This window comes from Paenibacillus polygoni (assembly GCF_030263935.1).
In the GTDB taxonomy this organism is placed as follows: Bacteria; Bacillota; Bacilli; order Paenibacillales; family Paenibacillaceae; genus Paenibacillus; species Paenibacillus polygoni.
This window is the reverse complement of sequence record NZ_CP127162.1, coordinates 3910884-3936984: the sequence shown is the minus strand read 5'-3', so window position 1 is coordinate 3936984 and position 26101 is coordinate 3910884. Positions and strand designations below refer to the sequence as shown.

General features: G+C 43.1%; 23 protein-coding genes. 19 read left to right on the top strand and 4 right to left on the bottom strand.

What is annotated here, in order from left to right:
• The first annotated feature begins 190 nt into the window (after nucleotides 1-190).
• The 10 genes from alaS (at nucleotide 191) to QPK24_RS18755 (ending at nucleotide 11999) form a co-directional block, all read left to right on the top strand.
• Entirely contained in the window at nucleotides 191-2812 is a 2622-nt protein-coding gene (gene alaS, locus QPK24_RS18800; RefSeq protein ID WP_285743775.1) for an alanine--tRNA ligase, read from the top strand.
• Nucleotides 2813-2954: 142 nt separating this feature from the next.
• Nucleotides 2955-3215 (top strand): IreB family regulatory phosphoprotein, encoded by a 261-nt coding sequence (locus QPK24_RS18795; protein WP_160034448.1) that lies wholly within the window; start codon nucleotides 2955-2957, stop codon nucleotides 3213-3215.
• Between the two features lie 16 nt (nucleotides 3216-3231).
• Complete coding sequence (gene ruvX / locus QPK24_RS18790; protein ID WP_285743771.1) at nucleotides 3232-3648, top strand: Holliday junction resolvase RuvX; 417 nt, start codon at nucleotides 3232-3234, stop codon at nucleotides 3646-3648.
• 13 nt (nucleotides 3649-3661) lie between these two features.
• Nucleotides 3662-3970 carry a DUF1292 domain-containing protein gene (locus QPK24_RS18785; RefSeq protein WP_285743769.1) on the top strand — a complete coding sequence of 103 codons (309 nt, stop codon included), beginning with the start codon at nucleotides 3662-3664 and terminating at the stop codon, nucleotides 3968-3970.
• The gene (locus QPK24_RS18780; RefSeq protein WP_160034454.1) at nucleotides 3971-4285 is read left to right on the top strand and encodes a DUF1292 domain-containing protein; all 315 of its coding nucleotides are present in this window, start codon (nucleotides 3971-3973) and stop codon (nucleotides 4283-4285) included. It abuts the gene before it with no gap.
• Between the two features lie 133 nt (nucleotides 4286-4418).
• Nucleotides 4419-5471, top strand: coding sequence for an endolytic transglycosylase MltG (gene mltG / locus QPK24_RS18775; RefSeq protein ID WP_285743767.1), 1053 nt, complete (start codon nucleotides 4419-4421; stop codon nucleotides 5469-5471).
• Between the two features lie 14 nt (nucleotides 5472-5485).
• A complete protein-coding gene (locus tag QPK24_RS18770) occupies nucleotides 5486-6415 on the top strand; it encodes a peptidase U32 family protein (protein WP_285743764.1) in 930 nt (309 codons plus the stop codon).
• Between the two features lie 18 nt (nucleotides 6416-6433).
• On the top strand, nucleotides 6434-7762 hold the full coding sequence (locus QPK24_RS18765) for a peptidase U32 family protein (protein WP_285743762.1): 1329 nt from the start codon (nucleotides 6434-6436) through the stop codon (nucleotides 7760-7762).
• Nucleotides 7763-7938: 176 nt separating this feature from the next.
• A complete protein-coding gene (locus QPK24_RS18760) occupies nucleotides 7939-10068 on the top strand; it encodes a methyl-accepting chemotaxis protein (protein WP_285743761.1) in 2130 nt (709 codons plus the stop codon).
• 236 nt (nucleotides 10069-10304) lie between these two features.
• On the top strand, nucleotides 10305-11999 hold the full coding sequence (locus tag QPK24_RS18755; RefSeq protein WP_320416899.1) for a peptidoglycan D,D-transpeptidase FtsI family protein: 1695 nt from the start codon (nucleotides 10305-10307) through the stop codon (nucleotides 11997-11999).
• Between the two features lie 61 nt (nucleotides 12000-12060).
• On the opposite strand, the gene QPK24_RS18750 is transcribed toward QPK24_RS18755, so the two are convergent.
• A complete protein-coding gene (locus QPK24_RS18750; RefSeq protein ID WP_285743757.1) occupies nucleotides 12061-13191 on the bottom strand; it encodes an AI-2E family transporter in 1131 nt (376 codons plus the stop codon).
• A gap of 157 nt (nucleotides 13192-13348) precedes the next feature.
• Here QPK24_RS18750 and QPK24_RS18745 point away from each other — a divergent pair, with 157 nt between their 5' ends.
• The gene (locus QPK24_RS18745; protein ID WP_320416898.1) at nucleotides 13349-14797 is read left to right on the top strand and encodes a polysaccharide deacetylase family protein; all 1449 of its coding nucleotides are present in this window, start codon (nucleotides 13349-13351) and stop codon (nucleotides 14795-14797) included.
• A 62-nt stretch (nucleotides 14798-14859) separates the two neighbouring features.
• Here the strand turns inward: QPK24_RS18745 and ilvD are convergent, their stop codons facing one another.
• Both ilvD and QPK24_RS18735 read right to left on the bottom strand, forming a co-directional pair.
• The gene (gene ilvD / locus QPK24_RS18740) at nucleotides 14860-16548 is read right to left on the bottom strand and encodes a dihydroxy-acid dehydratase (protein ID WP_285743755.1); all 1689 of its coding nucleotides are present in this window, start codon (nucleotides 16546-16548) and stop codon (nucleotides 14860-14862) included.
• A gap of 347 nt (nucleotides 16549-16895) precedes the next feature.
• Nucleotides 16896-17147 carry a KGG domain-containing protein gene (locus QPK24_RS18735; protein WP_285743753.1) on the bottom strand — a complete coding sequence of 84 codons (252 nt, stop codon included), beginning with the start codon at nucleotides 17145-17147 and terminating at the stop codon, nucleotides 16896-16898.
• A gap of 250 nt (nucleotides 17148-17397) precedes the next feature.
• Here QPK24_RS18735 and QPK24_RS18730 point away from each other — a divergent pair, with 250 nt between their 5' ends.
• The 6 genes from QPK24_RS18730 to mgrA all read left to right on the top strand — a co-directional run bounded on the left by QPK24_RS18730 (nucleotide 17398) and on the right by mgrA (nucleotide 22717).
• Nucleotides 17398-18360 (top strand): sugar kinase, encoded by a 963-nt coding sequence (locus QPK24_RS18730; protein ID WP_285743751.1) that lies wholly within the window; start codon nucleotides 17398-17400, stop codon nucleotides 18358-18360.
• An 86-nt stretch (nucleotides 18361-18446) separates the two neighbouring features.
• Nucleotides 18447-19115, top strand: a complete 669-nt coding sequence (locus QPK24_RS18725; RefSeq protein WP_285743749.1) for a bifunctional 2-keto-4-hydroxyglutarate aldolase/2-keto-3-deoxy-6-phosphogluconate aldolase — start codon at nucleotides 18447-18449, stop codon at nucleotides 19113-19115.
• A gap of 11 nt (nucleotides 19116-19126) precedes the next feature.
• The gene (locus QPK24_RS18720; RefSeq protein ID WP_285743747.1) at nucleotides 19127-19906 is read left to right on the top strand and encodes an alpha/beta hydrolase; all 780 of its coding nucleotides are present in this window, start codon (nucleotides 19127-19129) and stop codon (nucleotides 19904-19906) included.
• Nucleotides 19907-20034: 128 nt separating this feature from the next.
• Nucleotides 20035-20793, top strand: coding sequence for an HAD family hydrolase (locus QPK24_RS18715; protein WP_285743745.1), 759 nt, complete (start codon nucleotides 20035-20037; stop codon nucleotides 20791-20793).
• 30 nt (nucleotides 20794-20823) lie between these two features.
• Entirely contained in the window at nucleotides 20824-21561 is a 738-nt protein-coding gene (locus QPK24_RS18710) for an NAD-dependent protein deacylase (RefSeq protein WP_285749434.1), read from the top strand.
• 154 nt (nucleotides 21562-21715) lie between these two features.
• Nucleotides 21716-22717: an L-glyceraldehyde 3-phosphate reductase gene (gene mgrA, locus QPK24_RS18705; RefSeq protein WP_285743742.1), complete on the top strand. Its 1002-nt coding sequence runs from the start codon at nucleotides 21716-21718 to the stop codon at nucleotides 22715-22717.
• A gap of 85 nt (nucleotides 22718-22802) precedes the next feature.
• On the opposite strand, the gene QPK24_RS18700 is transcribed toward mgrA, so the two are convergent.
• On the bottom strand, nucleotides 22803-23690 hold the full coding sequence (locus QPK24_RS18700) for an AraC family transcriptional regulator (RefSeq protein WP_285743739.1): 888 nt from the start codon (nucleotides 23688-23690) through the stop codon (nucleotides 22803-22805).
• Nucleotides 23691-23916: 226 nt separating this feature from the next.
• Between QPK24_RS18700 and QPK24_RS18695 the strand changes: the two genes are divergently transcribed.
• Nucleotides 23917-25095 (top strand): galactokinase, encoded by a 1179-nt coding sequence (locus QPK24_RS18695; protein ID WP_285743737.1) that lies wholly within the window; start codon nucleotides 23917-23919, stop codon nucleotides 25093-25095.
• 4 nt (nucleotides 25096-25099) lie between these two features.
• Nucleotides 25100-26101, top strand: a complete 1002-nt coding sequence (galE, locus tag QPK24_RS18690) for a UDP-glucose 4-epimerase GalE (RefSeq protein WP_285743735.1) — start codon at nucleotides 25100-25102, stop codon at nucleotides 26099-26101.

Here is a 26101-nt window from a genome sequence, read left to right as displayed (position 1 = left end):
AATAAACGAATTTGGCTCATAGGAGCGAAGCGATCGTATTTGGTTTGAAATACAGGGGAGGGAGAATTATTCTCCAGCCAAGTGTTCAAACCAACGACGACCGAGAGACAAATCGTTTATGGAGCAGCGAAAGTTTGAGCAATCATACCGGAGCTAATCCAATATACAATTTAAACCGGAGGTTATGACCATGAAGGCAAGTGAAATCCGTTCCAAATGGATCGAGTTTTTTAAAACCAAAAATCATAAAATTGAACCGAGTGCATCGCTTGTACCTCATAACGATCCCTCTCTATTATGGATCAATGCAGGTATGGCGCCGCTTAAACCTTACTTTGACGGCCGTGTAAAACCGGAGAACCCGCGTATTGCGAACTCTCAGAAATGTATTCGTACCAACGATATTGAGAATGTAGGGAAAACACGCAGACACCATACGTTCTTTGAGATGCTGGGGAACTTCTCCATCGGCGACTATTTTAAAGAAGAAGCAGTAACGTGGGCATGGGAATTCTTAACTGATAAAAAATGGATTGGTTTTGATCCGGAGCGCTTGTCCGTTACGGTGTACCCAGAAGATGAAGAAGCTTTCAAACTATGGAATGAAAAAATTGGCCTGCCTGCAGAGCGCATCATTAAATTAGAAGAGAATTTCTGGGATATCGGTGAAGGTCCTTGCGGCCCATGTACAGAAATTTTCTACGACCGCGGAGAAGCGTACGGCAATGATCCGGAGGATCCAGAACTGTATCCTGGCGGAGAAAATGAACGTTATCTTGAAGTATGGAACCTCGTATTCTCCCAGTTCAACCATAACAAAGATGGCAGCTACACGCCGCTTCCGAACAAGAACATTGATACAGGTGCTGGACTTGAGCGTTTTGCATCCATTTTGCAGAACGTAGACTCTAACTTTGATACCGATCTATTTCAGCCTACCATTCAGCGTACGGCAGAAATGGCTGGTGTGAAATATAACGACAGCGTAGAAATTGATGTAGCACTGAAAGTAATCGCTGACCATGTTCGTACGGTAGCTTTTGCAGTAGGTGATGGGGTACTTCCTTCTAATGAAGGCCGTGGATATGTCATCCGCAGATTGCTGCGCCGCGCCGTTCGTTATGGAAAAGTACTTGGACTCGATCGTCCATTTATGTATGAGCTGACACAGCAGGTTGCTGATGTAATGGGCGTATACTACCCAGAGGTCGTAGAAAAACGCGAATTCATTGCGAAGGTAATTAAAACAGAAGAAGAACGCTTCCATGAAACGCTAAGCGACGGTCTTGCTATTCTTGCTGATATCAGCGGACAAGCAAAAGCAAACGGACAAACTGTGATCAGCGGCAGCGATGCTTTTAAATTGTATGATACTTATGGTTTCCCGTTTGATCTTACCGAAGATTATGCAGCAGAACATGGGCTGACGGTTGACCGCGAAGGCTTTGATAAAGCAATGGAAGAACAACGGAATCGTGCACGTTCAGCACGCCAAGATAACGCTAGTATGAAAGTTCAAGGCGGAGCGATCTCGGAGCTTACGGTTAAAAGTGAATTTGTTGGATATAATGACCTCGTGACTGAAGCGAAAGTCGTAGCGATTATTCGTGACGAGCAGATGGTGGATTCCGTAAGTGAAGGCGATACTTGTCAGATCGTTCTAGACCGTACTTCCTTCTATGCGGAAAGCGGCGGACAAGTGAGTGACGAAGGTATTTTGCGCGGTGAGAGTGTTCTTGCTACAGTAAAAGGTCTCTTCAAAGCGCCTCTTGGACAACATGTTCATATGGTAACCATCGATTCCGGGGAACTTCGTGTTGGAGATACGATCAAGGCTGAAGTAGATAAAACCAGTCGTGAAGCGATTGTAAAAAACCATACAGCAACACATTTGCTGCATAAGGCACTAAAAGAAGTGTTAGGAGACCATGTGAATCAAGCAGGTTCTCTTGTAGAACCAGGACGCTTGCGGTTTGACTTCTCTCACTTTGGCGGCATTTCACCAGAAGAACTGGCTGTTATTGAACGCAAAGTAAATGAACAAATCTGGAGACAAATTCCGGTTGTGATCGAATATAAATCCATTGATGAAGCAAAAGCAATGGGGGCTATGGCTCTATTCGGTGAAAAGTATGGTGATATTGTTCGCGTGGTACAGGTGGGTGATTACAGCCTAGAACTGTGCGGAGGTTGTCATGTAAATAATACGTCCGAGATCGGTTTGTTTAAACTTGTGAGTGAAAGCGGAATTGGGTCTGGCGTAAGACGGATCGAAGCTTTGACAGGACGCGGAGCATATGAATACATGGAAAGTCAGTTAGATCTTTTAAAACAAGCAGCAGCTTCGCTCAAATCAAATCTAAATGATGTTCCAAAACGGATTGATGCATTGCATGCCCAGGTCAAGGAACTCACTCGTGAGAATGAATCCTTGCAAGGAAAACTTAGCTCCATCGAAGCAGGACAACTTACGGATAAAGTAGTGCAGCATGGAGATACCAAAGTTCTTACGGCTCGCGTTGAAGCAGCGGGAATGGATACACTTCGTACACTTGCAGATGAGCTTAAAGTGAAATTGCCTGATACGGTGATTGTTCTTGGTGCTGCAGCAGAGGAGAAAGTTAACTTCGTTGTCATTGTCCCTCAAGATCAAGTGAAAAAAGGTCTGCATGCCGGTAAAATTGTGAAAGAAGTCGCTGCAGTATGCGGCGGCGGTGGCGGTGGACGCCCTGATATGGCTCAAGCTGGCGGTAAAGATGCGGCTAAGCTGGATGAAGCACTTCGTCTTGCTGAACAAATTATTGCGGGATAAGGTTTTATAACGTTTACAAAAAACAAAATATTCTCACTTTCCTGCTATACTTACAGAGGACAGAATATGTTATTATAAAGAAGAAATCAATTCGGCATACCAAAATGAATAATTTTGATTTATGCAGAAGCGAGGTGTCGTTATGGACTCCATGGATAAGACAGTTAAATTTAATGTGAAAGGCGATGTGGAAGAGGCTTCTGCACAAGAGATTCTTCTTAAAGTGTATGACTCCCTTCAAGAAAAAGATTACAACCCCATTAATCAAATGGTGGGCTATCTTATTTCCGGGGATCCTGCTTATATCCCGCGCCACAACAATGCAAGAAGTCTGGTCCGCAAAAAAGAACGCGACGAACTGATTGAAGAATTAGTACGTTCTTATCTGGCCAATCACCGATAAGAATAAGGAGAAATGAATGAAGATCTTAGGCTTAGATTATGGCGACCGCAGAATTGGCGTTGCGCTTAGTGACGCCTTTGGCTGGACTGCTCAGGGTTTAGAAGTTATTGAACGGCGCCGCGATGGGGACGAGATTGCACGAATCACTGAACTTGTCAAAATGAACGAGGTAAGTGAAATCGTCGTCGGGTTACCCAAGAACATGAACGGCACCGTGGGTCCCCGTGGTGAGATCTGCATTGAATTTGCAGAAACGCTACGGGAAACATTGGACTTGCCCGTACACCTATGGGATGAAAGGCTCAGCACCGTTTCGGCGGAACGTACGCTGGTTGATGCCGACGTAAGCCGAAAGAAGCGTAAAAAGGTTGTGGACAAAATGGCCGCAAGCCTGATATTACAAAATTATTTAGATGCCAAAAGTACAAGGTGAGGGGGAGTTTACTATGACTGATATTCAAATGGGTATGGAAGAGGATCGCGAGATCATATATATTACGGACGAAGAAGGTAATGACGAAGAGTTTGAGGTGCTCATGACCTTTGATGTAGATGGATCAGACGCTAAATATATGATGGTTGTTCCAGTCGATGTGAACGATGACGAAGAAGAGTCTGAGGTTTATGCCTTCCGTTATGAAGAAGAAGGGGACGACATCAAACTATTTATGATTCAAGATGAAGCAGAATGGGCGATTGTGGAAGAAACTTTTAATACTCTCGTCGATTCAGAAGACGATGAGGAGAATGTATAGATGACCGATTTTCCTTTTACAAGAGCGGATCTAACCATTACGACTCGCTTGCAAGAAGCATTTGGAACAGAGGTTGAGCTTGAAGAAGCGAATGGTAAATCTGTTCCTTATGAATTGCTCGCTGAGTTTGAAGTGCAAGGTCAGGGTTATGCTGTATTACAATCCTTAACAAGTAAGAACGAGGAATATGAACTTTTGCGTGTGGAATTTACAGCAGAAGGACTTCCCGAACTTCATACCATTGAAGATGATGAAGAATGGGAAAATATTGCGGAACTCTATGATGAATGGTCTTTACCTGACGATCAAGGTTAATATGAGGAGGCACCTCTACCGAGGTGCCTGCTTTGTATGTTATTATAGAATTCTTGGTATACTTACTTAAAATACGGTTGATGAGAGGGCGGAGCAGTCCGCTCTTTTTGGCTGTGAAGGGGTTGTGATTTTTTTGAAAGCAAAATACTTCAGGCGATTCATTATCCTTATAGTCACTTTGGTAGTTCTTGCCGGCGGTGCATTATATGTATGGCAATCTACAAAACCTGTTACAGCATCCACAGAACCCGTTATTTTCACGATTGATAAAGGGACGGGCACCTCTCAGATCGCTGATAATCTAGAGGAAAATGGAATCATTCGAAACAGTTTATTCTTTAAAGTATATTTGAAACTGAACAATGAAGGCTCGGGTTTTAAAGCGGGTACGTATGCATTTGTTCCTGGACAAAGTTACAAAGAAATTGTTACGGCTCTAAATAATGGAGATGTACAGCAAGAAGAAACTTTGAAGTTTACGATTCCTGAGGGGTATACACTGAAACAGATGGCGGAGAAGCTGGACACGGAAGGTGCGACAACGAAAGAACTTTTCATGGATATTGTAAACCAGCCAGAGTTATTTAGTGATATTCCGATCGTAGCTGAGATTAAAGACAACGCAGATTATCTATATAAGCTGGAAGGCTACTTATTTCCCGAGACGTATGAGCTTGCAAAAGGTAGTACAGCAGAAGATATTGTTGTACGTATGCTGACCGAAATGCAGGAAAAGCTGGATTCTATCCCGGATTTTGAGGCAAAACTAAAAGCAAGAGGCCTCACGGTTCATGAACTCCTTACGGTGGCCTCACTGATCGAGAGAGAAGTTGTCGTCCCAGAGGAAAGACCATTGGTAGCAAGTGTGATCTATAACCGGTTAGAGAGCAATATGAGGCTCCAAATTGATGCGACCGTTCAATATTTGCTGGGTAAGCAGAAAGAACGTCTGCTTTATAAAGATCTAGAAGTGGATAGTCCATATAACACGTATCGAAACGCCGGACTGCCTCCAGGGCCGATTGCAGCTCCAAGTCTAAGTTCTATTGAGGCTGCATTATCACCGGAAACTTCGGATTATTTATTTTATGTTACGAAGAAAGACGGAAGCTCGGAACACCTTTTTGCCAAGACGTATGAAGAACATTTGAAAAATATAGAAAAAAGTAAAGAAAGTGCGGAATAACGGAGGGATGACTTTTGACTCGGCCTTATGAATTGCTAGTAACGGCAAGTGATTTACAGGAAGCAGAAGTACTGCTTACAGCGGGAGCGGATGCGATACTTATTGGAAATGATCGCTTTGGGATGCGATTACCCGGCAGTTTTACTTTGGAAGAAACGAAGGAAGCAGTGAAGCTTGCTAAGAATCATCATGCCAAGGTATACGTTTCGATGAATAACATTATGACAAATGAGCTTCTGCCAGAAATACCAGACTATGTTCGCGGGCTTAAAGAAGCGGGAGTTGACGGCATTGAGTTCAACGATCCATCGGTTCTGCGGGCAGTGCGTGAAATTGCTCCTGAGATCAAGCTTCACTGGAATGCGGAAATGACTTCTACCAACTACAGTACTTCGAATTACTGGGGACGCAAAGGTGCTTCCCGAGTAGTGCTTGCAAGAGAACTGAACATGGATGAAATTACAGAAATGGTACCTATGCTCGAAATAGAGGCACAAGTGCAGATTCATGGCATGACGAACATTTATCATTCCAAACGTCAATTGGTTGCCAGCTACATGCAGCAACAAGGACGTCCTGTAGAGGGAGATCTCGGACTGCACAGAGGACTTTTCCTTATCGAGGCGGAGCGGCAGGATGAGAAATTTCCAATCTATGAAGATGTGAACGGTACGCACATTATGAGCTCCGAAGATATTTGTATCATGGAAGATCTCCACCTTTTAATGAACGCAGGCGTGCACTCTTTTAAAATTGAAGGGATTCTAAAAAGCACAGCATACAATGAAGCGGTAGTGAAGGCTTATCGTAAAGCCATTGATGCTTATACGGTTGACCCGTTAAACTATGCATTTGATGAGTCCTGGCTTGACGAAGTACGGAAAATGCAGGATCCTGAGCGCGAACTGTCATTTGGATTTTTCTATAAAGAACAAGTTTATTAATATGAGGTGGTAAAAGGAATGGACACGACTACGAAACCTAAGTATACGGGCAAACGTTATCGGCTCGACAAGCCTGAGCTGCTCGCTCCGGCAGGAAATTTAGAGAAGCTGAAGTTTGCGATCCACTATGGTGCCGATGCTGTATATATCGGAGGGCAAAAGTACGGCCTTCGTTCGAATGCGGATAATTTTAGTTTTGAAGAAATGCGCGAGGGTGTTGAATTCGCTAATAAATATGGGGCAAAAGTGTTTGTAGCGACAAACATTTATGCACATAATGAAGATATAGAAGGCATTGAAGCTTATCTCAAAGAGTTATATGAAGCAGGGATTTCGGCTATTATCGTAGCGGACCCGGCTATTATTGAGGTGGCACAGCGTGCCGTTCCCGGCCTTGAGGTACATCTAAGCACACAGCAATCAACGATTAACTGGCAAGCAGTGCAGTTTTGGAAAGAAGAAGGTCTGCCGCGTGTTGTTCTTGGACGGGAAGCAAGTCTTAAGGAGATTGCGGAGATCAAAGAGCACATAGATATTGAAATTGAGGCATTTATTCATGGCGCCATGTGTTCCTCTTTTTCGGGACGCTGTGTATTATCTAACCATTTTACAGACCGTGACTCTAACCGTGGTGGATGCTGTCAGTCTTGTCGCTGGAAATATGACCTGTTTGAAGATGCGAGAGAGAATGAAGTATGGGTATCGGAAGAAGATACAAGGGATTCCCAGATACTGAAGAATTTTGAGCTAGGTGTAAATCAGCTTCCACTGTATGAAGAAGGAGATCAAGCGTTTACGATGGGTTCTAAGGATCTGTGCATGCTTGAAAATATACCGGATCTCATTGATGTGGGGATTGATTCTTTCAAAATCGAAGGACGAATGAAATCCATTCACTATGTGGCAACGGTGGTAAATGTATATCGTCAAGCGATTGACTCTTACATGGCTGATCCGGAAAATTATGTGCTGAAACCAGAATGGCTTGAAGAAATTCAAAAAGCAGCTAATCGCCCGCTGAATACGGGATTTTTCTACGATACACCAGATCATGAAGATCATATTTACGAACCGGAAGAAAAAGCAGTTCCTTATGACTTTGCTGGTCTTGTGATGGATTATGATCCGGATTCACAAATGGCTACTATTCAGCAGCGTAACTATTTTAAGACAGGGAATGATATTGAGTTCTTTGGACCGAATGGTACCTTCTTCAAGCAAAAAGTGGGAGAGATCTATGATGAAGCTGGAAATTTACTTGATGCAGCCCGTCATCCACTGCAAACAGTGAAAATAAAAGTCGATCAACCCGTGGCGTATTTCGATATGATGCGCAAGAAAAAATAATATAATCAGGACGAAAGCCCTCATCTTACGAGCAAGATGAGGGTCTTTTTATGGTTGTAATAGGAAATAAGCTTCAATTATTTTCATAAAAAGCAAAGGTTTTACTTCTAACCTGCCGAAGTAATAATTATAAATGCATCTTGAAAACGATAACATTAACGGCGGTGGTGAATAGAATGAAACCTTTTTTTAAGTTTAAAAAGAAGCCTGATTTAAAAGACTCAACACAAGTAGATAAGGAGGGAGTACATACCACATTTTTAAGGAGGCAGATGAGTACGCTGAATCCAGCGGCGTCAGTAGGAGTACGATTATTTCTTGTTTTTATGATTGCCGTTCTGCTGGTTGTATTTGGCCTCGGAACTTTGTCCTATCAGACAGCTAAAGCAACAATTAAAGAAAAAGCTGCAGAAGCTAACCAAGAAACCATGGAACAGACGGCACAGAGACTAACGATTATTTTAGAGAAATATGTAGATATGTCGACACAAATCTTCTTTGATAAAAACATTGAGAAAAATTTAGAAGCTTTACATAAAAGCAACGCGACCGCTTTCGATATTTATGAGTCAAGCTCCTCGCTGGGTGAACAATTGACGAATTTACAATTCACCAATGATTCAATTACATCGATTTCACTAATTCATGAAAATCAAGATACACCTGCAATAAGTACAGGAACAGGTGATTTAGTTAAACTCCGAGAAGAAGAATGGTTTGCATCCCTTATGGAAAATGGGGGAATGTTATGGCTTCCTACCGTAGAAAAAGATAATGGATCAGAAAGTACATATCGTATGGCTCGTGTTTTTAAAAATGTGAATGCTACGATTGGAACGATTATGATTGTTTTTGAGATTAAATCCAGTGCCTTAGAAGAAGAACTCAAGAAAGTTAACTTTGGAGAGAATGGAATCGTTCAAGCTATTTCGGAAGATGGTACAGTGATAGGATCAACGGTAGCAGAACGGGAAGGGAAGCAAACTCAGCTCACATTCCTACAGGATCTCACAGAGAAAAGCGGTTTTAGAGATACCATGAACACGATTAATGGTAAACATCAGGAAGTGCTCGCTGTGTATACTACACTTGAACTTACGGGATGGAGAATTTTTGGACTCATTCCTGTCAGCGAACTGGTTAAGGGAGCTAATCAGATTTTGCTTGTGACGATTATCTTTGCAGTTGCCGCAACCATTATGGCTTTGTTAATTGGAATGTGGATGGTCCGCATGATTGCGAAACCTCTATCTATGCTGAAAGATCTGATGCAGCAAGGTGCAAAAGGGGACTTAACCGTACGAACAGCACATCAATCCAAAGATGAAATCGGACAGCTCTCTGCCAACTTCAACCAAATGATGGAGCAGATTACACGTTTAGTTCAGCAAACCAACCAAACAGCACAGGATGTATTACAGACTGCGTCCGAATTAAGCAGTGCTTCACAGAAAACGGCAGCATCCGCAACGGAAGTAGCTGTAGCAACGGAGCAAATCGCGGGAGGGGCAACCAATCTGGCGAGTGAAGCAGAACGAGGTTCGGAAATGACGGAACTCATCTCTGCACAGATGCGGCAAGTTGTTGTCACGAATGAGGAGCTCGGAAGTTCAGCACGGGAAGTAGAAGGAGCAAGTCAGCAAGGAAGCGCTTATTTGACAGGATTGACGAGCAAAACAGAACAAAGTGAAGAAATGATTCGTGCGCTGGTTCATAAAGTAGATCAGCTTAAAGAGAGCACAAGCTCTATTCTAAACATCCTAGATGTACTGCAAAACATCGCAAGACAGACCAATATTTTATCTTTGAATGCGACGATTGAGGCAGCTAGAGCAGGAGCAGCTGGTCGTGGATTTATGGTTGTAGCTGGTGAAGTTCGGCAGCTTGCAGATCAGTCGAAGGAATCCATAGATATGGTCGCCGGTATAACGGACCGGATTATGAAGGAAATGAATGAGACCGTAATGACCTTGTCTGAGGCATATCCACTGTTCCAGGAACAGATTATCGCTGTAAAAGATACAGGGGAGATTTTTCAAACGGTTGAAGACCAGATGGGCATCTTCGTGAAAAGATTAGAGGAAACATCGATGTCTATAGAAGAACTGAATCAGTCCCAGATTACCCTTTCCGAGACGATGATGAATGTAAGTTCGGTTGCTGAGCAATCTTCTGCGACATCTCAAGAGGTGGCATCACTGAGCAGTGAGCAGCAAAGTATCGGTAATCAGCTTGTTGAATTGTCAACAAAATTGGAGAAGGTTTCGGGTGAGTTAAAGGCAACGTTATCTGCTTTTAAGTATTAAAACTGTAATCCTAAAGTACAATAAGTTCTAGCCCTGTTTCCTGAATGAAGGAGGCAGGGTTTTTATTATGCTGTAAAAGGGGATAATAACCAAAAAAAGTCGAAAGTAGGCACCCGGGTATGGACCTGTTAAGGAAAAAACGTGTCTTTTTTACGTTACTTCTATTAGGTGGTTTGCTAGTTATACTGATGTTTCGTCTGGGATATATCCAGTTTGTCAGGGTGAACCAAGAAGTTTTGGAAACCGGAAGAACGATGAGAGAAATGTCGGTATTGCAGCGTGAACAAGGCATTATTCTGGACCCTGGACGCGGACAATTTCTTGACCGTCACCATAAGTCTTTAACCGGGCAAATGGTTTATGTACCCGTCCTCTTTCCGCTGCCCGACCGAATTACAGAAGAACAGAAGAGTGAGATCTTAGAGATGGCAGACATTCTAAATATTAATCCAGATACATTATGGACGAAATGGAATGCCTTAACTTCGCCTGAATGGTGGACGCTTGCGAGTGGAGAACCACGGATTCTCACCTCCCGCGAAGTCGAAGCAATTCAAGCAAAGAGTGTGGGGGTAATTAAAGCATTGCCCTATATGAAACGATATATAGACTCGGAGAACGGGAGGCAGTGGCTCGGGTATCTTGCAGAACTTCCTGAAAAGACAGCGAAGAGTAGACTGCATCAGGAAGTAAGAGATCCTTTTAATGTAAAGTCAGGAGCAGGCGGACTTGAACGAACCCTAGAACCCTTATTAAAAGGTCTTGGACCAACGATTGTATCAAGTATGGTAGACGGACATAAACAGCCGCTAAACGGAACCCTGGGGGCAAGAGTGATTGCACCTCACAATCCGAAATACCCGCTAAATGTAGAGACTACAATTGATTTAGTTCTGCAAGAGCAAATAGAGAAGATAACGAAAGAGGCAGGGGTGGCGGAAGGAGCCGTTGTGGTACTGGATGCCAAAAATGCAGATGTAGTGGCTATGGTATCAAGACCTTTTTATCAGCCGCAGCAGATTAGTCTGGAGAAGAATGAATGGGCAAATCAGGCGCTAAAGGCGGCTGTACCCGGATCTATTTTTAAAATTATCACTGCTGCTGCTGCCCTTGAACAGGGAGTGGTGCATCCGCAGGAAAAATTCCACTGTACCGGTCATTATGGAAAGTATGGACTAAGCTGCTGGAAAACAGAGGGTCATGGAACTTTGACATTTGCTGAGGGTTTCGCAAAGTCATGTAATATTACTTTTGCAGAAGTGGCATCACGTCTAAGCTCTAAACAGATAGCAGATGCAGCAGAGTCACTTGGCCTTGGCAGAACAGTTGGATTTGAAAAAGATCATTATTTAGGACAGGATCATTTTGTCTTGTTCGATCATGAAGAGAAAGGCCGAATTTTTAATAACAAAGAAAGTATTCAGCTTAATGATGAAGGGACACGGATACAGACGGCAATCGGTCAGCGCGATGTGCAGGTTACTCCTCTGCAAGCAGCTAATCTTATGGTGACACTGCTTCACGGGGGAAAAGTGCAGTCTCCGCGAATTGTCTCTCATATTCATTATGCAGATGGATCTCTGCTCACAGAAATCCCGCAAAAAAGGTTAATAGATAAAAATGTACCTAGTATTCAGCAGTCGACAGCGAGAAAGCTGTTAGAATTTATGGATAAGGTAGTGGAGGAGGGAACGGGACAGACTCTTAAAGAAGCCTCGTGGCATCTTGCAGGAAAGTCGGGTACAGCCCAGGTGATCCAAAATAAGGGGAAGCGAAACCATCAGTGGTTCATCGGGTATGGTCCAGGGGAATCTCCCGAATATGCGGTCGCTGTACTGATCAAGAATGTATCCCCCTCATCAGAGCACAAAGCGACCTCCATATTTAAACAGGTAATGGATCTGCTCGCTAAGACTCACTCTAAGCTATAGCAAATAAAAAAACTCTACTGTCGCCATTAGGCTGAGCGGTAGAGTTTCTTTAGCTTGGTGATTACTCGGCAGGAGGAGCCGGTTTATCTATTACGAAAGGTGAAGATTGGAACTCATCTTCAGGCAGATGGATCCACTTCTGTAAATATCCTTGTTGAAGCAATTCCTTAATTAAAATCAGCAAGATTGGCGATAGAATTACACCAGCAATCCCAAAAATAGATAAGGAAATAAGCATAAAAGAAAGCATTAAATAGGCAGATGTGACTCCGATTGAATTTCCTGAAATTTTAGGTTCGGCTAGTTGTCTTGTCAGCATGGTTACTACTAATACAATGATGAGTCCTACAGCTGTCCCTGTATTACCTACAATAAACAAATAAATAATCCAGGGTATAAAGATAACGGGAATACCCAGCAGCGGCAGCAGATCAAAAAATGCAGATACGAGCGCGATCGTCAGAGCATTGCCGGTTCCCACAATTAATAGTCCTACATATACAAGTACAAAGGTAATGGAAATGAGAATCAACTGTGCTTTCAAATAAGAACCGATGGAACTTAGGACATGATCTTTTAAAAACATATAAGCTTTCTTGATTGTTTTTGGTGCTTTCCTCTTGGTAAGAGCCCGCCACATATCAATCTCTACACTAAGGAAAAAGGCAAGAATGATAGCTACCGCAAAATTTCCTATAAATGTAGAGAAGGAGCTGAGCATAGTAATAAGATAACCGAGAAATGTTTTGCCCCAGTTCGACAAGGTTGCAGTGACGATTTCAAAATATTCATTGATCTGATTTATAACGCTTTCTGGCAGCGCGTTGATTTGGGTATGTAAAAAGGTCATCGACTGATTAAACTGTGTTTGAATCATTTCAGTATAGTAAGGGATATTTTCCTGAAATTGAACGATAGACGAGACAAGGATGACTCCAAGTCCGAAAAATATACCGATTAGTATACCAAGAAACATGAGAACAGAAATAGCGGAGGCAATTGCTTTCTTAATTCCTTTTCGGTGCAGAAACTTGGCCAGCGGCTCAATAATAATAAATACAAGAAAGGAAAGAAATACAGGTGCTGCAATGTGATACAGCTTGCTTGAGACAAACATAATTAAGAACACGGTGAGTGCAATCAGGCCGATATCAAAAGCAGTGCGCCAATACTTTTTGTAGAGAGGAAGCATACGTTAACAACGACTCCTTTTTTATTTTTGGTGGGCATTACTTAAGAGTATACGTAAAATTTGAAATCAAAGGTTCATTTTATTCACAATATGATAAAATAGGAAATAGTGTGGTTTGGATTGGCAGGCAAGTAAAGCGAGAGAAGTGAGGAATTACATGATGCAAAATTTGTTGCTTTTGCTTTTTTATATTACATCCTTTTATGCATTTATTCCTAGTCTAATCAGCCGGTTATTCGGTTTTCGTGTATTTCGAAAAGGGAAAAACGTAAAGGATTATGCACTTACCTTTGACGATGGACCAGATCCATATTATACACCGCTTCTGTTGGATTTGTTGAAAAAGTACGATGCAAAGGCTACATTTTTTGTAGTGGGAGAACATGCAGAACGTAATCCCGACCTGCTAAAACGTATGCATAATGAAGGTCATTTGATTGGTATCCACAATTATAAACACTATACGAACTGGTTGATGTCACCTAAGCTTGTCCGCCAGCAAATTGAACGCACAGATACCATTGTGTTTCAGATAACAGGGTCGCATACGGAGTATTATCGCCCGCCGTGGGGAATTACCAATCTATTTGATTTTTCAAAAAAACATCACCATCGTATCATTCTTTGGTCTGGCATGTTCGGTGATTGGAAAGAACGGATCGGGGTGGATCGCTTAACAGAACGGATGAAGAAAAGACTTCGCGGCGGAGAAGTCATGGTTCTTCATGATTGCGGAACGACACCAGGTGCAGACAAACATGCTCCGAAAATTATGCTTCTTGCGCTGGAAAATGTGCTAGAAATGGCGAAGCAAGAAGGACTGAAAAGCATCCGCATTGATGAGATGATTGAACTTCACAATGCATCAAAACATGCAAATTCGGTTAGGAAACTACAATATAGAAAGGAGGGGCTTGCGGCGGTGAGAACGGGGATAAAAAAAGTAGTCGTTAAACTATGGTTAGGCTGGGAGAAAGTATTTCATCTTGTTACTCATCTAAAGACGATTACCCCAGAGAATCCTTTCTTGCATTACCGAATTCGTCCCTATCAAGGAAAACGGGTAGCCATGACAGATGGCAAATTTCTTGAAAAAGGCGATTCGATCGTTGAACTTCATTTTGATAATAAAAAATTATATCAGTTGGGAACGACATCACGAACATCAGTTCATTTAGCGATTCGTATGATCCGGGCAATGGAAAAACAGCTTCCTGACCTTGCTCATCTTATTGCAAAGGATCCCGATGCAGCCGAGGTAAAAGCCCTGTATGGTGTTACGATGATTAACCGAGGACCAGAGCAATTCGGGTTTCTTGTCAAAGATTTACCAAAAGGGTGGTTTGCTGCTTCCAGTGCTGTTTATCTCCGAATCTTGATGAGTGTAATTCATCCGCAAGGGCAGAAGCGTCTAAAAGAAGGCAGCCAGCAAATGATACCCAAAATGATCATCATGCCTATGGATGTACTCTATGAACGATTCGGGAGCATACATAAGCCAGAGCGAACTGCCCCAAGAGAAGTAACAGAGGAACGGTATGAAGAAGAGGAATCAGGAATTCTTGCCGGAAATTCTGATTTAAGCAGAACACCGCCGGTAGCATAAATAGAAATATATTAAAAAGGATCCTCTGTTCTTATGAACGGAGGATCCTTTTTTATGAAATATTAGATTTTTAGAACGCCGCCGTTACTTGCGTTCGTTACTAGTTTAGAATAACGCGCCAAATATCCGGTTTTAACTTTAGGCTCAAATTCTGTCCATTCTTCCGCACGACGACGTTCCATTTCTTCTTCACTAATAAGCAGTTCAATCTTACGATTATTGAGGTCAAGTTCAATCAAATCTCCATCATGTACGAAAGCGATGGGTCCGCCTTCCGCAGCTTCTGGGGAAATATGTCCGATACTGATTCCTCTGGATGCACCCGAGAAACGTCCGTCAGTGATCAGACCTACTTTGGCACCGAGCCCCATCCCTACAATCTGGGAGGTAGGAGCGAGCATTTCCGGCATACCTGGACCGCCTTTTGGACCTTCGTAACGGATAACTACTACGTTTCCTTCAGTTACTTTTCCATTGGCAATGCCTTCGAGTGCTTCTTCTTGCGAGTTAAAGCAGATCGCAGGACCTTTATGATATCCGCCAACAGAAGGATCGACTGCTCCGACTTTAATGATGGAACCTTCAGGTGCTAGATTACCAAAGAGTACAGCCAGTCCGCCACGTTCGGAGTGAGGATTATCCAAGGCATGAATTACGTTATGATCTTGAATTTCTACACCTTCAACATTCTCACGAATGGTTTTTCCTGTTACGGTAATACAATCCCCATGGATTGCACCTGGTTTTTTGAGAAGTTCATTCAGAACAGCACTTACACCGCCTGCATTCTGAACATCCTCAATATGATAATCGGAAGCAGGTGCCAGTTTGGACAGATGAGGTACTCGGTTCGCTACTTCATTAATACGGTCAATTGGGTAGTCAATTCCTGCTTCATGAGCAAGCGCAAGCGTATGAAGTACCGTATTCGTAGAACCGCCCATCGCCATATCGAGTGCAAATGCATTATCAATAGCTTCATGAGTTACGATATCACGAGGTTTTAAATCAAGTTTAATGAGTTCCATCAATTGAGTTGCAGACTTACGTACAAAATCACGGCGTTCTGGTGAAACCGCGAGAATAGTTCCGTTACCCGGCAGGGCTAGTCCCATTGCCTCGGCAAGACAGTTCATCGAGTTTGCAGTAAACATACCAGAACAAGATCCGCATGTAGGACAACCGAATTGCTCTAATTCGAGCAGGCTTTGATCATCTATTTTACCTGCTTGGTAAGCACCTACTCCTTCAAATACAGAAGTAAGAGATAATGCACGACCATTACTGTCACGTCCTGCCTTCATAGGTCCGCCGCTGACGAAAATCGTTGGGATGTTCACGCGAAGTGCACCCATCATCATGCCCGGCGTAATTTTATCACAGTTAGGAATACATACCATACCGTCAAACCAGTGAGCAGAAACTACGGTTTCTACCGAATCTGCAATAATATCTCGGCTTGGAAGCGAATAGCGCATCCCGATATGACCCATTGCAATCCCATCATCTACACCAATGGTATTGAATTCAAAAGGAACACCGCCTGCTTCACGAATCGCATCTTTTACAATTTTCCCAAATTCCTGAAGATGCACATGTCCTGGTACGATATCGATATATGAATTACATACGGCAATAAACGGTTTACCGAAATCTTCCTCTTTTACTCCAGCTGCACGAAGCAAACTCCGATGCGGTGCTCGATCAAAACCTTTTTTAATCATGTCTGAACGCATTTTTTTCGGTGCCATGGTGACTGTTTCCCCCCAGAATCAAAATAATTTCATTTGTGCTTCGTTCGTTCTGTAATGCTTTACCGCAAATAGGCTTTACCGTAAAAAGAATATATAATTTGTATGAGTCTATCACAGTTTCCGGCATATTTCTACAAAATTAAGGGATCATAGGTATAGAAAAACAAAAAAAGAGACCTAAATTTCCCAGTAATCAAGACTCCGCAACTTTACGAACCTGTATATTTTTCTAAAAGATTCGCTAGATTCGTTTTATGTGAGCAGATGATTGTCATGTGAAATAAAGTCTCTTTTATTTATTCATTTTTTTGCGTTTCAGAATGTAAGAAAGACCACAAGATATCTTAACGAAGGCCCCCTTTGCGTCCAATCTCACGATAAAATGTACGGTCATGGGAGCGAGCCGTAGCCTGTCCACCTTTGCTTCCAATCTCTTGGTAGAAATCTGCATCATGGTTCTCTGATGTGGAGATTCCCCCTTTTCTTCCTATATTTTCATAAAATGAGCGATCGAATTTTTTTGAAGTGGCTTCCCCGCCAAGCCGCCCTGCTTCAGCACGAGTCATTTTGGGTCGGTTGGTTTTTGAATTTGGCATGTAGACTCTCTCCTTTGTCATTATTAACATCTAATTACCACAGCTGATTTGCTGTGAAACGAAGAAAATAAATCATTGTAAAAAAATGTTGGTAAGTACATTATTTTAACAATTTTATAATTGACAACGGTTACAATGCAGATGACAATGGAGTTAATGCACCTTAATGGAAGATTGTGAACCGAAACGGAAATTATCTAAAGCAAAAACGCCTGCGTTTTTGTGATAAAAAGGGTGGGATTTCTGGAAAATGCAAAATACATCTGTTCAACCTGAAGTGGTTACTTTTGGGGAAAGCATGGGGTTGTTCACCGCACAGGATACCAGGGGACTCGAGTACGCTGCAACCTTGCATAAATCTTTTGGCGGAGCAGAGAGCAATGTAGCCATTGGTCTTGCTCGTCTGGGACAACGAAGTGGATGGTGCGGATGGCTTGGTAATGATCCTCTAGGTCAAATGATCATGAAGTCGATTCGCGGAGAAGGAGTCGATGTATCCCGAGCAAAGTTGAAGGAAGGAATGGCGACAGGGCTTATGATCCGCGAAAATCTACCGGGCAAGTCTTCGGTGCATTATTATAGGAAGCTGTCTGCAGCAAGCTGTATGACACCATCTGAACTCGACAGGGATTATATTGCTGGTGCCAAAATACTTCATGTTACCGGGATTACCGCTGCTATTAGCCCATCCAGTCTAGAGACGGTGCAGGAAGCCATCCGCATTGCTAAGGATTCTGGTGTGAAAGTGAGTTTTGATCCTAATGTAAGGTTGAAGTTATGGACAATTGATGAGGCTAGACCTGTGCTTCTGTCTTTGGCCGAGCAGGCAGACTATTTTCTGCCGGGTCTTGATGAATTGAAGCTTCTATATGATGAGGACAATACGGAACGGATTTTTGAGAAGTTATCGACTTTGAAGGCCGTGTCCATCGTAAAAGGCGGACCTGATCTTACCTATGTGCTGGATGACGGAAGAATAGACAAGGTTCCTTATGTCAAAGCAGAGCAAGTACTTGATACCGTAGGGGCCGGAGATGGATTTTGCGCTGGTTTCCTTGCTGGTATATTACAAGGCAAGACGCCTTTAGAGGCAACGAAACTCGGAAGTTTAATTGGAAGCATGGTTATTCAGGCGGTAGGAGATTGGGAAGCGCTCCCGACACATGCTGAGGTAGAAGCTGCTCTGAACAATATTCAGCATATTGAACGATAGTATGGGGCATTGGCTCTCTGATCTAAGGAATTTACCTTTTGAAATCATAGAACAAATCATACATAATATAAGGAGTTGTAAGGACGATGAAAAAACTGCAGTTAATCCAAAAAATCGTGGAGCAGGGTGTCGTAGCTGTCTTACGTGCAGATTCTGCAAAGCAGGTTGTTGAAATGGCAGAGCAAGCGATTGCGGGCGGAATCAAAGTCATTGAGATTACCTTGACCGTACCGGGTGCTTTGCAGGCGATTGAAGAACTGAGTAAAACGTACAGCTGGGACACAGCAGACGAAGAGCGTTTTGCAATCATCGGAGCGGGGACGGTGCTTGAACCTCAGACCGCAAGAGCTGCGATTATGGCAGGTTCCGCTTTTATAGTAGGACCTTCGTTAAATCCGGACACGGTAAGATTGTGTAATTTATACCGAGTGCCTGTGATGCCAGGTGTGATGACGATTGCTGAAGTTCAAGCTGCGCTTGAGCTTGGTGTGGATGTAGTAAAACTGTTTCCAGGCAGTGTGTACGATCCATCCGTCATCAAAACGATGAAAGGTCCGCTTCCACAGGCTAATTTTATGCCTACGGGTGGTGTGTCCTTGGATAATCTAGGTCAATGGATTAAGGGCGGAGCTGTTGCAGTAGGTATTGGCTCAGATCTGACACAGCAAGCAGTAAAAACAGGGGATATGACTTACGTGAAGCGAAAGGCTGAAGAGTATATCGGTGCTTACCGTAAAGCAATTCTCGAGAAATAAGAGAAGAAAAGGTGACTGAGTTGAATAACAGCAAGACAAAACAACATCGAAAATTAAAAATAACAATTTGGAGCATTATCATAGTAGTAGTGCTTGCTATTGGAGGTATGTGGGCTTATCTTTCCATGAACGCCCTCGAACCGCTGGAAAAAGCCCAAGCTGCAATGCAGTCTACCGAGCAAGTTGAAGTGATAGATCAGAAGAATTGGATTGAATTTCAACCTAAACAACCACAGGGTGTGAGTGTGATTTTTTATCAAGGAGCCTTTGTTGAAGAAGCAAGTTATGCTCCATTAGCTCAGCTGCTTGCAGAAGGCGGACATCCCGTATATGTAATGAAAATGCCGGCTAATCTGTCGGTGGCTGGAGGAAATTCAGCTAGTAAAGTAATAGAAGCTTATCCTGATGAAACGTTTGTGATTGGTGGACATTCACTTGGCGGAGCTATGGCTGCAAGGTTTGCAGCTGGTCATGCGGAGGATCTTGCAGGTATGTTTTTATTAGGTGCGTATGCAGATGAAAAAGGAGATGTGAGTGATACCTCGCTTTCTGTCATCAGCATTATTGGGGAGAAAGATAAGGTAGTTAATCGTGAGAATGTAAAGGTAGGCAGAGACTATCTTCCGCAAGATACCATCTATTACAACCTGCCTGGAGGTAATCATGCGCAGTATGGTGACTATGGCCTGCAAAAAGGGGACGGCACCGCTGACATTACGATGGAAGAACAGATTACATTAACTGCCGATTCTCTTCTTTCTTGGATGGATCAGATACAATCCGAAAAGTAAGTCAGTAATCTATAGACATATTAACTTTCATTCTGATCGGGGACCCGGTCAGAATTTTTTTTACATAAGCTGTTGTATGATAGGATGACGATTGTTTAATTATGGAATAGGGGAAGGGGGACCTAGCAATGGTTTTATTAAAAACAGAAAAAGCAGAGGCACACGTCTCAGGAATTTTGTTTGACAAAGATGGAACATTGCTTGATTTGAATAAGCTGTGGACGCCATGGGCTACCTTTGTACTTGATCAACTGGAGAAGAAACTGGCCTCATTGGGACGTTCTTTTACGGGACATAGAGACCAGGTATTCGGTACGCAGTATAATAGCAGCGGCAGCGTCATTGGTTACGATGCACAAGGGCCGTTTGCCATTGCAACCGTAAGTGAATCTACGGGAATACTTGCCTGGCAGCTGTATGCTGCTGGAATGCCGTGGAACGATGCAATCACCTATGTACGAATGGTCAGCAGGCAGGCGATGAGTAAAGTGAAACAAGAGCATGCCCATCCCACTTCAGGTTTGATCCCTTTTCTCATCAAATGCCGTGAAAAAGGGCTGAGGCTCGGCGTGGTGACCGCTGACTCAACAGATACTGCGGAGATTCATTTGAGATGGCTTGGGATATTAGATTATTTTGATGTTATAATCGGATATGATCAGGTAAAGAACAGTAAACCTCATCCGGAAAGTGCTTATGCCTGCTGTGCCAAGCTCGGTTTATCTCCACAAGATTGTGCCGTCATTGGTGACAGTAATGGTGATATGCAGATGGCGAAAAGTGCAGAATCAGCACTTGCTGTTGGTTTCATACAATCGAATGATTCGTTTTATTTACACGATGCAGATACCGTGATTACGAGTTATACCCAAATATCGCTTGAATAGACCTTTTATGAAATGGAGTGCACTTTCATGATGGAACCCGTTGAACAATTAACAACCTGGATAAAGCAAAGTTCCAAAATCGTTTTTTTTGGCGGCGCAGGTACTTCCACGGAAAGTGGTATTCCTGATTTTCGCTCTGCGGCTGGTATTTATCAAACGGAACAGCATTCTCCGTACTCACCCGAAGAACTATTAAGTATCGATTTTTTTAAACTGCACCCTGATATCTTCTATGATTTTTACCGTAATAAGATGCTGCACCCGGATGCCATACCAAGCGGAGCACACCGTCTGCTGGCTCGTCTTGAAAACGAAGGGAAGATGACGGCTGTCATAACCCAGAATATTGATGGACTTCATCAAGCAGCAGGCAGTAAAGTGGTACATGAATTACATGGTTCCGTTCATCGTAACTACTGTATGGACTGCTCTAAGTTTTATCATTTGAATTATATTCTGCAATCGGGGAGCGGGGTGCCGTACTGTGAAAAATGCGGCGGCATCGTAAAACCGGATGTTGTGCTCTACGGAGAATCACTCGATCAAGGTACGCTTTATCATGCCGTTGATGCCTTGTCGGAGGCAGACTTGCTAATTATTGGCGGCACCTCGCTAACCGTGCAGCCTGCTGCGCAGCTTGTGACGTATTTTCAAGGGAAGCACATCGCACTCCTAAACGCTACCCCTACACCGTACGATAACAAAGCAGATCTTCTCATTTCGGAACCGATTGGTAAAGTGATGGATCAAGTAAATGCTTTATTGTAGAGAAGGTTACACTACAGCCTGTCTTAGATTATTAAGATAGGCTTATTTTTTTATTTACTTGTAAACGTTTTCTTGCGTAGAACAGTGGTAAGGTCTATCATAAATACTAGAAATGAATGGTGTGGTATGAGGAATAGAGAGAGGATGAACAATAATGGTTTATATAGCGAATGAAGCAAGATATGAGACAATGACATATAACCGGCTGGGACGCTCAGGCTTGAAACTGCCTGCCATCTCACTTGGACTCTGGCACAACTTTGGTGGAATTAACAGTCTAGAGAACGGTCGTGAAATGATTCGTACCGCTTTTGATTTAGGGATTACTCATTTCGATTTAGCTAACAATTATGGACCTCCTCCTGGATCAGCAGAGGAAATGTTTGGTCAAATCCTTGCGAGTGACCTGTTACCCTATCGAGATGAGCTGGTGATTTCTACGAAAGCAGGATATCACATGTGGGCAGGGCCTTATGGAGAATGGGGTTCACGTAAATACTTAATATCAAGCCTTGATCAAAGCCTGAAACGAATGGGATTAGATTATGTAGACATTTTTTACTCTCATCGTTTTGACCCAGAGACTCCGCTTGAGGAAACGATGCAGGCACTAGACCATATTGTTCGTTCGGGAAAAGCCTTATATGTTGGGATTTCTAACTATTCTGCGGATCAGACCAAAGAAGCGGTTCGTATTCTAAATAGACTCGGAACACCGCTATTAATCCACCAGCCGAGATATTCAATGCTTGATCGCTGGATTGAAAATGGACTTCAGGATGTACTCGAGGAAAATGGAGTTGGAAGCATTGCTTTTTGTCCATTAGAACAAGGGGTTCTCACGAGTAAATATTTGAATGGAATTCCTGACAATTCAAGAGCAAAAAGTTCGTCTGTATTCCTGAACGAAAGTCAGATCACTCCTCAAACACTGCGTAAAGTACGCGCACTCAATCAGATTGCAGCTTCAAGAGGACAAAGTCTGGCACAGTTTGCTCTTGCGTGGGTACTTCGCGGCGGAAAAGTTACCTCTGCTCTGATCGGAGCAAGCCGTCCTGGTCAGATTAAGGAGAATGTTGACGCGCTGAAAAATCTCGATTTTTCTCCAGAAGAGCTGGAACGAATCGAGAATATTCTGCGAGACAATGAATCCTAGTAGATCACTTATATAGATGAACGAATATGATAATTTAATAAAAAATCCTGCCTGGTTTGATCTCGGGGCAGGATTTTTTGCTTGTTCAAGGGAATGACTTTTTATCACTAGGCTGCTTTTGTACTTGTTTTCGATAGGCGGTTGGTGATTGTTTATAAAATCGTTTGAATTGTCTTGAAAAGTATAGGGCATCCGGTAACCCGACCGATGCAGAAACCTGTTCCACGGATAACTCGGGTCTCTCCCGAAGCAGTTGTCTTGATTTATCAATTCTTAGTTTGAGCAGATAGGTTACCGGAGAAAATCCCGTCTCTTTTTTGAAAATACGAGAGAGGTAGGCCCGGTTATATCCAAGGCTCGAACACATTTGCTCTATAGAGATGGGGTGAGCATACTGCGTCGACATGTACTGAATCATTTGCTTAACCGTTCCTCCGACTCTTGCATCTACAAGAGGTAATGCTGATTCTAAAAGAAGCCGTTCTTTAGCTAAAGCGAAAACAAGATACAAACATCCTAAGGAGGTGAGGTGTGCACTCTCCTTTTTCTCGTAAAAGGCCTGCTGCATCATACCGAGGAGCTTCGAAAATTGCTCTTGTTCTCCTGCAGAGGATACAGGTAAGTCTAATGTGAATCCGGTATACCGTACTTGTTCATCGGCTTCTGTTCCTGTAAAAGCAATCCACCGATATCGCCAAGGCTCTTTCTCATCTGATACATAACTCACGAGCTGTGAAGGGTGAATAAGAAACAAATCCCCTTGTTTTAAATGGTAGGTGTGATGTTCTGTTTTGTAGATGCCTTTTCCCGACTCGATGTAATGAAGCAGGTAGTAATCATAAATTTTCGGCCCAAGTGCATGACTTGGCTTGGTTTGGCTTTCGCCTGCAAAAAGAACGTGCAGAGAACTGTTTTCATAAGAAACAGGGTTGGAAGCTATAGAATACGTATATGGAATTTCATTTTGTGTCATGGGAATGGGCGTCTCTCCCTTATTCATTTACTTGTTTATTGATATCAGAATTATACCATAAAAAGCAGGGTGAATACGTCCAAAATTCCAATGTTTACCATGTTTGATTTTATTTGAAGGTCACATTTGTCCATATATAAAACACATCACTACATTACCATGTGTAACGCTTTCAAGTATACTAAACCTATAAATCAAAACAACTTATACAAGAGGTGATATACCCGTGAACGTGCAAGATCTTACAGCTTCTTTTATTAACCAGTACGGTAACAGCTCTTCTGACATTCGTGTATTTTATGCTCCGGGACGTGTAAATCTGATCGGTGAACATATTGATTATAACGGCGGTTATGTACTGCCAGCAGCACTTGAATTTGGTACAACTCTACTCATTCGCGAGCGTAATGATGATGAGATTCATTTCTTCTCTACCAACATTCCTTATACAGCGACTGTTAAGGTAGGAGAGATTGGTGCATCTAAGACAGATGAGTGGATCGATTATCCAGTCGGTGTCATGGTTGAACTGAAAAAAGCAGGAACTCCTGTAACTAGAGGATATGACTTGTTATTCCACGGCGAAATTCCAAATGGAGCGGGCTTGTCTTCTTCTGCTTCGCTGGAAGTTCTTACTGGATTTGCACTGCTAACGATGGAAGGCGGCAAGATCGATACGGTAGAACTTTCCCTTCTTTCTCAGCGTGCAGAGAATCAGTATGTTGGCGTAAACAGCGGAATTATGGACCAATTCGCGGTTGCAAACGGAGCGAAAGATCATGCGATTCTGCTCATGTGCGATACGCTGGAATACAAACATGTTCCTTTCCAAACTGGATCTTACAAACTCATTATCGGTAACACGAATAAACGCCGGGGATTGGTTGATTCCGCATATAACGAACGCCGCGAGCAATGTGATCGTTCTCTTTCCATTCTGAAAGAACATGTACCGTCACTCGAGTATCTTGCTGAGCTGAAGCCAGAACAATATGAAGAGCTCGAAGTACATCTCGGAGAACAAGTCCTGAAGAACCGGACTAGACACGTTGTAGAAGAGAATGCGCGTGTACTAGCTTCTGTTGAAGCGCTAAGCGCAAACGACCTTACGACATTCGGTCAGCTGATGAATGCTTCTCATGACTCCCTTCGCGACTTGTATGAAGTAAGCTGTTCAGAACTCGATGTCATGGTAGAAGAAGCACGGAAAATTCCGGGCACTCTCGGTGCTAGAATGACAGGTGCAGGATTTGGCGGATGTACGGTATCTCTTGTACATGAAGATGATGTAGAACGTTTTGTTAAGGAAGTCGGAGCGGCTTATAAAGAGCGCACAGGCCTTGAAGGCGAATTCTATGTATGCGGTGTTGGCGATGGAGTAAAAGAATGGGACGGGGAGGAATAAAAAAATGGCGATTTTAGTTACAGGCGGAGCAGGATATATTGGATCTCATACAGTAGCGGCACTCCTTGAACGCGGAGAAGAAGTAGTGGTAGTGGATAACTTGCAGACAGGGCACCGTGAAGCGGTACTTGGCGGAACTTTTTGCGAGGGTGACTTGCGAGATAAAGCATTCTTGGATCAGGTGTTTGCCGAGAATAAGATTGAAGCGGTTATCCATTTTGCAGCGAATTCACTCGTTGGTGAAAGCATGCAGAATCCGGCGAAATATTACGATAATAACGTTTTTGGTACGTTAACTCTTCTGGAAGCAATGAATAATGCAGGGGTTAGCAAAATCGTATTCTCATCTACCGCTGCTACTTACGGCGAGCCGGAAAAAGTACCAATTGAAGAAACAGATCGTACGGAACCTACGAATGTATATGGTGAAACGAAGCTCATGATGGAACGCATGATGTCTTGGTTTGATAAAGTTCTTGGTATTAAGTATGTATCTCTTCGTTACTTTAATGCAGCAGGTGCTCATAAGGACGGGAAAATCGGGGAAGATCATCAGCCGGAAAGCCATCTGATCCCATTGGTACTGCAAACTGCACTTGGACAGCGCAAACAAATCGCGATTTTTGGTGATGATTATGCGACAGAAGACGGTACTTGCATCCGTGACTACATCCATGTGAGTGATCTGGCAGATGCGCATTTACGGGCTGTAGATTATCTTCGCAAGGGTGAAGAGAGCAATGTATTTAACTTAGGAAACGGTACAGGCTTCAGTGTAAAACAAGTAATCGAAACGGCGAAGAAAGTGACCGGTCTTGAAATTCCGGTTGTGATGGAACCGCGCAGAGCAGGAGATCCGGCAGTTCTTGTCGCTTCCTCCGCGAAAGCACGCTCTGTTCTTGGTTGGGAGCCGAAATATACAAATCTTGAAGATGTAATCGCGAGTGCATGGGGCTGGCATCAGTCTCATCCAGAAGGTTATAATACGAACAACAAAGGAGAGTAA